This is a genomic window from Vibrio sp. QJM3NY_39, from assembly GCF_057785895.1.
In genome coordinates, this window is the sequence record NZ_CM173506.1 from 420045 (window position 1) to 432182 (window position 12138).

Annotated in this window: 12 protein-coding genes; 6 read left to right on the forward strand and 6 right to left on the reverse strand. The window is 44.7% G+C overall.

From position 1 onward, the window contains the following. Nucleotides 1-57 precede the first annotated feature (57 nt). The 3 genes from AC3CHU_RS17820 to AC3CHU_RS17830 all read left to right on the forward strand — a co-directional run bounded on the left by AC3CHU_RS17820 (nucleotide 58) and on the right by AC3CHU_RS17830 (nucleotide 1748). Nucleotides 58-624 (forward strand): dihydrofolate reductase family protein, encoded by a 567-nt coding sequence (locus AC3CHU_RS17820; protein ID WP_428782939.1) that lies wholly within the window; start codon nucleotides 58-60, stop codon nucleotides 622-624. 128 nt (nucleotides 625-752) lie between these two features. Continuing rightward, complete coding sequence (locus tag AC3CHU_RS17825; protein WP_488526088.1) at nucleotides 753-1250, forward strand: hypothetical protein; 498 nt, start codon at nucleotides 753-755, stop codon at nucleotides 1248-1250. A 207-nt stretch (nucleotides 1251-1457) separates the two neighbouring features. Then, complete coding sequence (locus tag AC3CHU_RS17830; protein WP_488526089.1) at nucleotides 1458-1748, forward strand: putative quinol monooxygenase; 291 nt, start codon at nucleotides 1458-1460, stop codon at nucleotides 1746-1748. A gap of 123 nt (nucleotides 1749-1871) precedes the next feature. Here the strand turns inward: AC3CHU_RS17830 and AC3CHU_RS17835 are convergent, their stop codons facing one another. Then, on the reverse strand, nucleotides 1872-2753 hold the full coding sequence (locus AC3CHU_RS17835; protein WP_050651057.1) for a LysR family transcriptional regulator: 882 nt from the start codon (nucleotides 2751-2753) through the stop codon (nucleotides 1872-1874). Nucleotides 2754-3034: 281 nt separating this feature from the next. Between AC3CHU_RS17835 and AC3CHU_RS17840 the strand changes: the two genes are divergently transcribed. Further along, a complete protein-coding gene (locus AC3CHU_RS17840; protein WP_017062388.1) occupies nucleotides 3035-4222 on the forward strand; it encodes an MFS transporter in 1188 nt (395 codons plus the stop codon). Between the two features lie 71 nt (nucleotides 4223-4293). Here AC3CHU_RS17840 and AC3CHU_RS17845 read toward each other — a convergent pair whose 3' ends face one another. The 3 genes from AC3CHU_RS17845 to AC3CHU_RS17855 all read right to left on the reverse strand — a co-directional run bounded on the left by AC3CHU_RS17845 (nucleotide 4294) and on the right by AC3CHU_RS17855 (nucleotide 7569). Continuing rightward, entirely contained in the window at nucleotides 4294-4857 is a 564-nt protein-coding gene (locus tag AC3CHU_RS17845; RefSeq protein ID WP_488526090.1) for a sugar O-acetyltransferase, read from the reverse strand. Nucleotides 4858-5032: 175 nt separating this feature from the next. Further along, on the reverse strand, nucleotides 5033-6031 hold the full coding sequence (locus tag AC3CHU_RS17850) for a LacI family DNA-binding transcriptional regulator (RefSeq protein ID WP_488526091.1): 999 nt from the start codon (nucleotides 6029-6031) through the stop codon (nucleotides 5033-5035). 98 nt (nucleotides 6032-6129) lie between these two features. Continuing rightward, nucleotides 6130-7569, reverse strand: coding sequence for a 6-phospho-beta-glucosidase (locus AC3CHU_RS17855; protein ID WP_488526092.1), 1440 nt, complete (start codon nucleotides 7567-7569; stop codon nucleotides 6130-6132). A 317-nt stretch (nucleotides 7570-7886) separates the two neighbouring features. Between AC3CHU_RS17855 and AC3CHU_RS17860 the strand changes: the two genes are divergently transcribed. Both AC3CHU_RS17860 and AC3CHU_RS17865 read left to right on the forward strand, forming a co-directional pair. Next, nucleotides 7887-9449: a bifunctional metallophosphatase/5'-nucleotidase gene (locus AC3CHU_RS17860; RefSeq protein ID WP_488526093.1), complete on the forward strand. Its 1563-nt coding sequence runs from the start codon at nucleotides 7887-7889 to the stop codon at nucleotides 9447-9449. 361 nt (nucleotides 9450-9810) lie between these two features. Next, nucleotides 9811-10890 carry a hypothetical protein gene (locus AC3CHU_RS17865; RefSeq protein WP_488526094.1) on the forward strand — a complete coding sequence of 360 codons (1080 nt, stop codon included), beginning with the start codon at nucleotides 9811-9813 and terminating at the stop codon, nucleotides 10888-10890. A gap of 81 nt (nucleotides 10891-10971) precedes the next feature. Here AC3CHU_RS17865 and AC3CHU_RS17870 read toward each other — a convergent pair whose 3' ends face one another. Beyond that, complete coding sequence (locus AC3CHU_RS17870; RefSeq protein WP_488526095.1) at nucleotides 10972-11496, reverse strand: hypothetical protein; 525 nt, start codon at nucleotides 11494-11496, stop codon at nucleotides 10972-10974. 51 nt (nucleotides 11497-11547) lie between these two features. After that, entirely contained in the window at nucleotides 11548-11937 is a 390-nt protein-coding gene (locus AC3CHU_RS17875) for a VOC family protein (protein ID WP_017075740.1), read from the reverse strand. Nucleotides 11938-12138 lie beyond the last annotated feature (201 nt).

Below are 12138 nucleotides of genomic sequence, written 5' to 3' on the forward strand. Positions count from 1 at the left end.
GTCACCTCTTAAACTTTATTTCTACACTGTAGAATATTTTAATTTATTATCGTGTAGATGCCAAGTTTCTCATCGATATCGGAGTTAAAAATGTCAAATATTGTATTTATCGCAACCAGCCTTGACGGTTACATTGCAGACAAGCAAGGCGGCTTAGATTGGCTGCAAGCAATTCCAAATCCAGACGGTGACGACATGGGTTACAACGCTCATACCGATCGTATCGATGCGCTGGTCATGGGACGTAATACAATGGATATGGTGTTGAGCTTTGGTATCGATTGGCCTTACAGCAAGCCAGTCTATGTACTTAGCAATACTTTGAATGAAGTACCTCAAGAACTTGAAGGTAAGGTATTTTTGATGAAGGGCGAGCTTAAACAGATTGTCGCGGATTTGAATAACAACGGCCTAAAGAACTTGTACATCGATGGCGGCATCACCATTCAAAACTTCCTGAAAGAAGACATGATTGACGAGCTGATCATCTCGACCATTCCTGTCTTGCTTGGTGGTGGGTCTCCGCTATTTGGTGACTTAGTGTCCCCTGTCGATTTTACGTTGAAAGGCGTCACGACGTACCTTGATGAGATAGTGCAAACGCATTACTTACGTAAGCGCTAGAGCTGTTGTTCATCAAAGGGGCATGTAAGGATCATTGTTCACGCTACATAACGTTTATCGTCCCTACACAAGCCTCCCCTATAGTAGTACCCTTTATCGTCTCTCATTCTTGATGGTATCTGGATCTTATGAAGCTTTTGGTCGATCGCACTGGTGAACAGTTTTTAGAAATTCTGCAAGAATCGGGAGATACATTGACGGTTCAATTCATTACCAATGAAGGCAATCGAAAGGGTAAGCCGTTCCAAGATAACTTAAGTGGATTATTCCTCACGGGGTGGAAGCCGCGCACCACTTCAACCGCCATCGGATTAGAACGCTTTAAGCAAGGCAAGCTTGAAGATCCCAAAGTGAGTTTCGCATTGCACCAACGCTATCCACTGGGTCGAGACGTAAAATTACCTTCCGGTGATATCGCTACAGTCGCAAGTTACGCCAATACTCATAGAGATGGTTACTATATGTTTGTGCGCCTCAACGATGAGTTAACACGACTCAAGATTACGCCCGATTGGGAACTGCAACCTTCCGCTCAAAGATTGGCTCTGCCATATTACCCAGCCCCAAGAACCAAGGAAGAGCTCGACAACATTGATGATTTTGATGCGTGGGCGGGCGGTTTTTAAACACTCTTTACCTACGCCTAGTAGCACATAATCCCCAGGTTATTATCAATTTATTTTTGAAAATAATTCAAATGTGGCGCTGTTTATCGTTTTGAATATTCCTACTATTATTTATCCATCGATACAGACTGTAGCTCAATGAACAAAGAGTGGCGCTGTAAACACAGACAACTCACCATTTCGGTGAAAAGTAATATAGGTACGAACATGACTCAACTGACTATCATCGCAAACATCGTCGCTAACGAAAACAAAATTGAATTGGTTAAAGCCGAGCTATTAAAACTGATTGATATAACTCGCGCTGAAGAAGGCTGCATCAACTACGACCTTCACCAAGACAATGAAAACCCAGCACATTTCACTTTCTATGAAAACTGGACGTCTCGCGAACTTTGGCAAGTACACATGGGCAATACTCACCTTGCTGAGTACATGGCAGCAACCGAAGGCAGTGTTACGTCGTTTACACTTAACGAGATGACTAAGATCGCTTAAGTACAGCTCCAGTAGTCTGTTACTAGAAAGCACACTGACCAGCTATCGAATTCGATTTAAAAGCCCCGCGGCACGTCAGCGGGGCTTTTTTTTATTTAAGCGGATATCGTCAGTCTGCCTTAGCTAGAGCTTCAAACGGGGCTGAATAAAATCAATAAACGCCGAGATACGTTTAGAGACAGAGGACGACTTGTAATAAACCGCATTCACTCGCTCTCGGTCTGTGTTGGCAAGTTTGTCTTGTTCCAGAATAGGGATTAGACGCCCTGCTGCCATATCTTCCTGCACCATAAACCCCGATAAACAAGCAATACCATTTCCTGCTAAGACTAGTTGACGCACGGTTTCACCATTACTGGCTGTCACAGTAGGCGCGACATAACTTTGGTTTGGTAAAGGCCAATGGTTAAGCACTTTGTTACCCGCAAATCCCACAATTTGATGCGAGCTCAAATCTTCAGGTTTGGTGGGTAGCCCACGCTTAGCGAGATAATCAGGTGACGCCACAATATGGAGTAAGCTTTTGCCTAACGGGCGAGCGTGCAGTGTTGAATCGGACAGCTTACCGATTCGAATCGCAACATCAGTTCTCTTTTCCAGAAGATCAACGAAGCCTTCGTTGGAAGTGAGTTCCAATTCAATGTCTGGGTAAGCCTCTTTGAATGACTGCACCAACGGCACTAACTGGTGAAATACGAATGGACTGGCGGCATCGACTCTTAAACGACCTTTTGGCAACTCACCGCGCGACACGATTTCTTCTTCCGCGCTCTGGATCATCTGTAATCCCACCCTGACTGAATCGACAAACTGCCGCCCTTCCTCCGTCAATTCCACGCGTCTCGTTGTTCGGTTGAATATTGAGACACCGAGTTGCGACTCAACCTTACTCACCGAACGAGATACCTTGGCGACCTGCACATCCAACGCCTCTGCCGCCGCAGAAAAACCACCAGCATCGACAACGGTGAGTACCATTTCTAAATCATCTGAACGGGTTAACATGAGGCTCCTTCGCTATCTTCATTTTGTTTAATGTCATCTCGCTTGTGCTCATCACAGCTCAAATCATCTATGTCTTTTCGATCTCATCAGCTTAATCCAATGATCGGTTAACTCTTCAATTATTGCATATTTAACAAAGGTTATTTGTTAATAGCGCCATTTATCACAAATATATATTGCTAGATAATCCTCGCCATCAAACGAAGCGCTCCTATTGCAGTCACAAGCTGCCCCATTTTATCGCGCTCGGTATTTAACAAAGAACAGTAAGAGAGATGATTATGCCATTAGCATTACTTGCATTGACGCTCAGCGCCTTTGCCATCGGAACCACAGAATTTGTCATCGTAGGCTTGATTCCTACCATGGCGAGCGACTTGAATGTATCTCTGCCATCGGCAGGCCTATTAGTCAGTTTATACGCGCTTGGCGTTGCTATTGGTGCGCCAGTGTTAACGGCATTAACCGGAAAATGGAATCGTAAGGCGGTGTTGCTGACCGTGATGGCATTGTTTGTCATTGGTAACTTATTGGCGTGGCAAGCTCCGGGCTATAACACGCTGATCGCCGCACGAATTTTGACCGGTCTTGCCCATGGTGTGTTCTTCTCGATTGGATCAACCATCGCGACAGGTTTGGTTTCAAAAGATAAAGCAGCCAGTGCCATTGCGATCATGTTTACGGGTTTAACAGTTGCATTGGTAACCGGCGTACCACTGGGCACTTATATCGGCCAAACCTTTGGCTGGCAAGCGACCTTCTTGATCGTTGCTCTGCTTGGTCTTATTGCTCTTATCGGGAGCGCTATCTTGGTTCCAAGCAACCTTAAGCAACCACCAGCGGCGAAGATTTCGGCACAGCTAAAGGTTCTAACTCAACCACGCTTACTGTTGGTTTACGCTATCACAGCACTGGGTTATGGCGGCACATTCACAGCGTTTACGTTCCTTGCTCCAATACTGGAAAATGTATCAGGATTTGATTCGAGCTCAATCAGTTTAATCATGTTGGTTTACGGTGTGTCAGTCGCGGTAGGTAACATCTGGGGCGGTAAAATGGCCGACAAGATGGGCCCGATTAAAGCGCTGACCGTTATCTTCTCTGGTTTAGCCGCGGTACTGGTGGTATTCAACTTTACCGCTGTAAACCCTTATGCAGCCGTTGCGACTATTTTGGTTTGGGGTGCATTTGCATTCGGTAACGTTCCGGGGCTACAAGTGTATGTTGTGAAACTGGCTGAGAAATACACACCAGACGCAGTCGATGTCGCTTCTGGGTTGAACATTGCTGCCTTCAACGTCGGTATTGCATTGGGCTCATGGGGCGGTGGTTTGATTGTCGCGAAATCTGGATTAATGAACACCCCTTGGGTAGGTGCTGTGATCGTTTTGATCGCTCTTGTTCTGACTCGATTCAGTGGTGCGTTAGATAAGAAGCAAGCACAACAAGCTGTTCCATCTAGCATCTAGCATCTAGCATCTAGCAAGGATAGAAAAAACAAAGCCCGAACCTAGGTTCGGGCTTTGTCATTTAAATCTGATTATTGTCCGTTATCGATCGATTTCAGCACTTTACATGGGTTACCCACCGCAACCACATTGGCCGGGATGTCTTTGGTTACCACACTGCCTGCGCCAATAACGCTGTTTTCGCCAATAGTGACACCGGGGCAGATAATTACACCGCCGCCAAGCCAAACATTGTCGCCGACGTTAATCGGTGTGCCAAACTCAACACCCTCTTCAACTCGGCCTTTCACATCGAGTGGATGACCTGCGGTCAGGATTTGAACGTTCGGACCAAGCAGCACATTGTCACCAATGGTCACTTCGGCCACATCCAAAATCACACAGTTAAAGTTAGCGTAGAAGTTCTTGCCCAACTTGATGTTCGAGCCGTAATCACAACCAAATGGGGGTTCTAAATGCGTATTTTCACAGCCAGGAATAAGCTCTTGAGTAGCCGCTTTCCATTCAGGTGTGTCAGGAATACTGTTATTAAGTTTTTGAAGCACTTTTCGGCACTCAATTCGCGCCGAGTACAACTCTTCATCCCAAGCTTGATAAGGTTCGCCTGCTAGCATTTTTTGTTTTTCTGTTCTCACGTTACTTACCTGTTTTCACATAACTTAACTAGTGGTGGTCAATTCATACACCAAAAAACGCAATATCGCATATCTAGAACGGTCACAATAAGTTCGGTTTCTAACGGATTTCGAAGATGCGTAGCCAATCACGATTTGTAGGTAAAATATGAAACTCACTCACAGTTAATTGAGCCTAGACACGCTGAGCAACTGAGTCGCGAACCACTAAACTTCCAGTCGTACTCAAAGCTTTGGCTTGCTCAGTTTCACCGACAATTTGCAGGATCGCCTTTTGAGTCATTTGCTCCAATGGCACACTTACAGACGTGAGGCTTGGCGTTAAAAACGCACCCACTTTACTATTATCAAAACCAACGATAGAAACATCTTTAGGTAATGAGTAACCAAGTTCAGTTAACGCTTTAATCGCACCAATCGCCATATCATCGTTTTCAGATAAGATAGCCGTGAACGTTGCTTTGCTTTTTACCAAGGCTTGAACGGCGTGATAACCGCTCTCCATCGTCCAATCGCCTTGAACGACTTTAGATTCATCCAGTGCAATACCGTGCTTGGTTAGCACATCTTGATAGGCTTGATAACGCTGTTCATCGGTCGAAGACCCGGCTTTACCACGAATCACCGCAATGTCTGTATGACCTTGATCGATGATGTGCTCAACCATCAAGCAAGCGCTCTGATAATGGTCGGTGGTGATAGCATGATTGGGCTTCGATGGCATTTCACGGTTGAGCACCAGAATCGGTGTGTCAGTGCTTTCGATGATCTTTGCAATCTCACTTTCGGTTAAGCACTGTGGATAGATGATGATGCCAGCGCACTTCATATCGAGCAGAAAATTGATCGCCTTTCTTTCATCTTCAGCGCTGTGTTTACCATCGGTGATCACCAGTTGGTGATTCGACTTTTCGCTGTAAGAAGCGGCGTGATACATCAAAGAAGAGAAGTACGGGCCGTTGAACAGCTCATTGGTGATCACGAAGCCGATGAAGTTGGTCTTTTTGGTCGCCAATTGCTGAGCTAACAGGTTTGGCCGATAACCCGTCTCTTGTATCGCATCGAATACCTTTTTCACCACGTCTGGGCGCACGATGTTCTTGCCATTTAAGACACGAGAAACGGTCGACTTAGATACGCCTGCGCGGTTCGCGACATCAAGCATGGTTACCATTACTTCTTTTCCTTTATAAAAAATTAGTCGACATAGGCCGACTAATTCATTGCAAAATCACAGCTCACAGTTCGCATAACTGCGCTGGGAAATGCATTCTAAATAGTGGCACCGTTAGATGCAATCACGCCTTTGTACCACTCGAACGACTTCTTGCGCTTGCGCTCTAAAGAACCAGATTGATCGTTGTGCTTATCTACGTAAATGAATCCGTAGCGCTTTTTCATCTCACCGGTCGTGAACGACACCAAATCGATGCAGCCCCATGGGGTATAACCCATCAAATCAACACCATCGATCACCACGGCTTTTTTCATCTCTTTAATATGGTCGCCAAGGTAAGCAATGCGGTAGTCATCATTAATACTGCCATCTTCTTCTATCGCGTCCACCGCACCAAAACCGTTTTCTACTATAAACAGCGGTACTTCGTAACGTTCATACAGAGAAGCCAAGCAGAAACGCAGCCCTGTTGGGTCAATCGGCCAGCCCCAATCGCTAGACTGGATGAACGGGTTATCGACCGAGTTTTCATGACCGCCGTCCATTGTTTCTTCAGTCGACTGATACGAAGAAGAATCCAAGGTATTCGACATGTAATAGCTAAAGCCTAAGTAATCAGCCTTACCTTCTTTTAGGGTCTGCTCGTCTTCAGGCTGCATTTCAATGTTGAAGCCTTTGATTGCCCAATCACGCTTGGCGTAATTTGGGTAATGACCACGCACCATCACATCTGAGAAGAAGTAGCGATCACGCATCGCTTGCTGTGCCACCATAATGTCTTCTGGCTTTGAAGAACGAGGATAAAACGGCACCATCGCGCACATTGCACCGATCTGAAGATCTGGGTTGATCTCGTGACCTTTCTTAACGACCAAAGCACTGGCAACAAACTGGTGGTGAACCGCTTGATACATAGCCTCTTGCGGCTTTTCGCATTGTGGGAACTTCACGCCAGAGCATAACCAACCGAAGATATCCGCCGAGGTATTCATCTGATTGTTGATCTCATTGAACGTCATCCAATACTTCACCTTGTGCTGGTAGCGTTCCATCACTGTGGTCGAGTACTTAACGAAGAAGTCGATCACTTTACGGTTCATCCAACCGCCGTATTCTTTGGCTAGGTGATAAGGCATTTCAAAATGGCTCAGCGTCACGACTGGCTGAATATCGTATTTCAGAAGCTCATCAAACAGATCATCGTAAAACGCTAAACCCTCTTCACACGGCTCGGCTTCATCGCCATTTGGGAAAATACGCGTCCAAGCAATACTGGTTCTAAAACACTTAAAGCCCATCTCAGCGAATAACTTAATGTCTTCTTTGTAACGGTGGTAGAAATCAACAGCCACTTGGTTTGGGTAGTTTTCACCATCGATCACACCATCGGTGATTCGACGTTGTACACCATGAGCGCCTGCCGTTAATACATCGACCACACTCACACCTTTACCATTCGCATCCCAGCCGCCTTCTAGCTGATGCGCAGCAACCGCACCACCCCATAAAAAATCGTTCGGAAATTCGTTGTTCATACCATTACTCACTACAAGTTGTTCGTGAAAAAGATAGGAATTAGAGAAGCGATTGCAACTCTGAAACCGATTTCAATATAAAACAAAGATACACACTGAAACCGGTTTCAACAATGCTTTTTAATCTTTTTTTGATCAAAATTAGGATTGATTTGAGCTCATACCTGCCCACACGACTCCTTTCATTAAAACCAACTCAAAAGGTAATTCCTTAGTTTCTAGGATCAATCTAGGCCAAGGACTGTGCTTTGGCGCACACTCATCCCACTCGCGCTCACTAAAATGGCAAACGTTTCCTTCACTGACATGAGCACGCTATGAAAAACCTTAAAATGAAACCTTTATGCTTTGCTGTCTCGGTATTAACGACAGTGGCTTCAATGCCAACCTTAGCCGAAATAAAAGAGATCACTCTGCTTCATACCAACGATATTGAAAGTGTTTACGAACCAGTAGATGCATTCTGGAATGATGATATTGAGCTGATTGGCGGTATCCCTTACTTGGCGACGTTGATCAAAAACGTTCAAGCTGAGGAAGAAACCAGTTTCCTATTAGACGCTGGTGATATTTATACGGGCGCACTCTCTAAAAAGTCAAAAGGTAAGCTGCCTTTCGACCTATATAACTCAATGGGTTATGACGTAATCACACTGGGTAATCATGAATTCGAATACGGTTGGGAATCACTGGTAGAAACCATGCCTCGTGCTCGTTTCCCTGTGCTCAACGCGAACATATTCCATGAAGCTTCTGATTCGATGTTTGCTCAACCTTACACAATCCTTGAGCGTGATGGCGTTAAAATCGGCGTGATTGGTGTCATGGGAATTGATGCGTTCTACAACACAATGTGGAAAGGAAACCGTAAAGGGCTAACCGTCAAAGATCCTACGGAAATCGCTCAAAAATGGGCTGATAAGATCCGTGATGATGTCGACATGATCGTGGTACTAACGCACCAAAACAAGACAGCGCCAATGCAAACCGACAAAGAAGCCGACGCAGAAGTTCAACGCGGATTTGATGAAGACTACGAAATGGCCGGAAAACTCAAAGGCGTTGATGTGATCTTCGGGGGTCACTCTGACAATGGTTTAGTTGAACCAGTCGTTCACCCAAAAACAGGCACCGTTATCGGCTTGACCTTTGGTCAAGGCATGCACCTTGGCTACACCAAATTTACTGTCGATACCGAAAAGCATGATGTGAAATTCTTAAGCGGAAAATTGATTCCCGTTGAATCGGCCAAATTAGAGCGTGACGAAGCGACTTACGCATTGATTCAGAAAATTCGTGATGCTCACCCAACATTAGCAGATCAGCTTTCGACCCTAGATAAAGCCGCATCACGCCGTTACTATCGAGAGTCAAATATTGGTAACCTTGTGGCTGATTTGATGAAAGATGCAGGCCAAGCAGACATCGCGATGATCAGCTCAGGCAGTCTTCGTGTTGACCTAAACCCAGGTGCAGTCACTCGTGAAAATGTAATGAACCTTTTCCCGTTTACTGACACACTAACTGTAGTTGAACTAACGGGTGACAACGTTCAAGAGCTGCTTGAATACAGCTACACATTACCTTACGGTCTGGCGCAATTCTCAGGGATTAAAGCCACTTACGACAGTACACAACCGGAAGGTGAGCGCTTGATTAGCTTGAGTATCAACGGCGAGCCCGTATCCGAGAATCAGAAGTACAAAGTTGCGACATATTCATACGTGGCAAGTGGTGGCGATGGTTACACTGTATTTAATAAAGGCGAAACACTATCGAACGGAGAGCCGGTCATGCAAGTACTTGTTGAGGGTTTTCAAGAACGCAAAAGCATCACAGTTCCTGAACTTGGTCGTCAAGTCGATGTAAGTCGTCAGTAACAGAGATATCCAACAACCAACGTCATAAAATATGTATCAGGGAGTAGCAGGTACAATGCTCATGAGAACCCAGTTCAATTGCTGTAAAACATATAACTGTTTTAACCTAGCTAATCCTGATCTAAGCCTTTATCAGCGCAGCTCTCAATTAGGCTTCGCGTCTTATAAATGCCCCTTGTGTGGGGCATTTACTCCGATACTGGAAAACGAGCCGCTCCTCGCTTTAGCGAAGCAAATCGAAACTAATCAACTCCACTTAGCTGATATTGAATGTCCTACTTGCTTAAAACACACAGAAACCAGCGCCTATGGGAGCACAAGGATCGGCACGCCGCGTGTTAAATGCAACCAATGCTTAACGGTGTTCAGCCTACTCAATCCACACAAGACCAGTAGCACACTACAACCTTTGTTAACCCAGCTGACTTCTGGCGTTTTACCTAAAGATCTTCAACGATTATCTCAACTCAATAGCAAACTTTTCTATACTCGCTTAAAACAGTTGGCTCAGTTGCTGCAACAGTTCAATCAACTGCTGATTCAAAAATACCTCAGCGAAACCGAAAGCAGCGTGTCTTTGTACACCTCAAGCTTCACGTTTTTATCGCGCTCAGGAAAAGGCAATACCCTAAAATGCTGGAACCTATCGACCACTGACAGTCAGTATGGTTTCCATGTTTTAGACACTGACAACTTTTACCAACATGGCACACAGAAAAGTCCCGCAGGGCTCTATTACTTGGACTTCGTCGAAGTAACTGATGATTCGTCAAGTTCACCTTTAACAACCGTTCAGGCGACTTACGACAAAATCTTCTCTCGAAGCAAATTTGACGAATTAGGTTACGCCTATCAAATAGAGTGTCAGTCCAATGAAGGAAGCGTGCTGCGTCCCGTCTATGCAGCTCACGCCCATTGGATAAGTTTGTCTAAAATATTGCCTGAACATCACCAATTCGACTTCTTTCTAGAACACGAGAGTTTCATTCGCGGTGGCGCCATCACCAACCTTACCCAAGAGATAGTAGCTGGTCGCTTCAATCTCTATTACCTATACACAAAACCCTCGGTAAAGAATTCCACGACTGATATTGAGCAAAAGAGTATTGGTTGGTGGGGAGAAAACTGGTCGACTCAAACCAAGCAATACCCAAGTGGTTATTGGGATATCACTCTATGCGCTCTAACTGAAAACAAAGAGCCTAACCTTGAATTCAACGGCACTGAATGGCACCAAGACTACTTAAACCAGCTAACTCAATGGTTACCAACCCAATATCAAAAGACCATCTCATACCAGATGTCGCAGCATTGGCGTGCCATATTCAACTATTTATACAACTTCACCTATAGCCTAGATAGACGTCAATGTTTCACCGAATGTGAATTCGAATCAATTCTAGAAATAGTATCAACGCTTAACGACTCAACCTCAAAATAGTGCTGCACAAACCTCTTATCAAAATATTCCGAAAGCCATGTTTGGCCCGTCCAATTCGATAGGGACGAAGGCATCCCAACATCAATGTTGCTCAAAATACTGATCATGCTGTGATTTACCAGATTGGTTTTGAGTTCTTGGGTAGAACTGAACGAGCGTTTGATCAGCTAAAGTGAGGTGAATCCAACCCTCTTTAACTTTCAGCCAATTGGTGCCGTTTGTCTCGTAGACGGTAGGAAAACTGCCCCAGCCTGACTCTGATACCCGCAGCTGTTGAAAGCGATTAATCGGGGTGAGTTTATTACTGTTGAAAGTGGCATCGGAATAAACCAGCAAAGGCTTAATAGCATCGTTTGGCTTAAACGAATAACAACTTACAGAAGCTAAAGTGCGATCAAACCATTGGTAGGGTTGCGCGCCTGTTAAATCGTAAACCGTGCAGTCATTGAATTTAACAGCCCATTCTTGATTCGCTTTGAATCCAAGGTAGCCGATTGGTTGAGACGGTTCAGGCTTCGCATCTGGCTTCTTCTCATACACCAGAACTGAGGTAGCACATCCCATAAGCCCAAGACTAAAAAAGAAAGTCAAAGTACGCTTCATCATTGTAATACCTCAGTTCTGTTAGTGAATTAAACGCTATTCAAGCTCCTTCTATTAAACGGTAAGTTCTAAACGATTTCCATCAGGATCGAGTACACAACTCTCATAATAGCCATCACCTGTTCTTCTTGGGCCATCTAAGCGCTCATAACCATCTTGAATCAAGCGGCTTGTTAACTCATCGACCGCTTGTTCTGAGCCCAATGAAATCGCCATATGAATGAAGCCTGTGAATTGGTCATAAATATCATCCTTTGATTCAGGAACCGAATCCATTTCCATGATTTCTAATCGGCTACCACTCTCGAAAGAGAGGAAGTAGGAAGAGAAGCCTTTAGTTGGATTGCGATATTTCTGGTTAGACGCCGCACCAAAGTAATCTTCATAAAACCGCTTAAGTACTTCGAGCTGTTTGGTCCATATTGCGATGTGTTCAATCTTCATTCTGTTCACCTAAGTTTGATGTCTAACGTTAGATTACTCATCAAAAAAGGAACAATAAACAGAACGAAATTCATCGAATGTGTTCCTGTTTAACGGTCAGTTGAGTTATCAAAATAATAACAAGTAGCTGCACAGTATTAACATCTAAGTTTGTGTAATACATAGCTTTGATCCATAGTCGATGTTTTACACATTCTGAGA

Bases quoted from the DNA above. Each gene is read 5' to 3' on its own strand.
- AC3CHU_RS17820 (WP_428782939.1), top strand. From the start codon at position 58: ATGCCAAGTTTCTCATCGATATCGGAGTTAAAAATGTCAAATATTGTA.
- AC3CHU_RS17825 (WP_488526088.1), top strand. From the start codon at position 753: ATGAAGCTTTTGGTCGATCGCACTGGTGAACAGTTTTTAGAAATTCTG.
- AC3CHU_RS17830 (WP_488526089.1), top strand. From the start codon at position 1,458: ATGACTCAACTGACTATCATCGCAAACATCGTCGCTAACGAAAACAAA.
- AC3CHU_RS17835 (WP_050651057.1), bottom strand. From the start codon at position 2,753: ATGTTAACCCGTTCAGATGATTTAGAAATGGTACTCACCGTTGTCGAT.
- AC3CHU_RS17840 (WP_017062388.1), top strand. From the start codon at position 3,035: ATGCCATTAGCATTACTTGCATTGACGCTCAGCGCCTTTGCCATCGGA.
- AC3CHU_RS17850 (WP_488526091.1), bottom strand. From the start codon at position 6,031: ATGGTAACCATGCTTGATGTCGCGAACCGCGCAGGCGTATCTAAGTCG.
- AC3CHU_RS17855 (WP_488526092.1), bottom strand. From the start codon at position 7,569: ATGAACAACGAATTTCCGAACGATTTTTTATGGGGTGGTGCGGTTGCT.
- AC3CHU_RS17860 (WP_488526093.1), top strand. From the start codon at position 7,887: ATGAAAAACCTTAAAATGAAACCTTTATGCTTTGCTGTCTCGGTATTA.
- AC3CHU_RS17870 (WP_488526095.1), bottom strand. From the start codon at position 11,496: ATGATGAAGCGTACTTTGACTTTCTTTTTTAGTCTTGGGCTTATGGGA.
- AC3CHU_RS17875 (WP_017075740.1), bottom strand. From the start codon at position 11,937: ATGAAGATTGAACACATCGCAATATGGACCAAACAGCTCGAAGTACTT.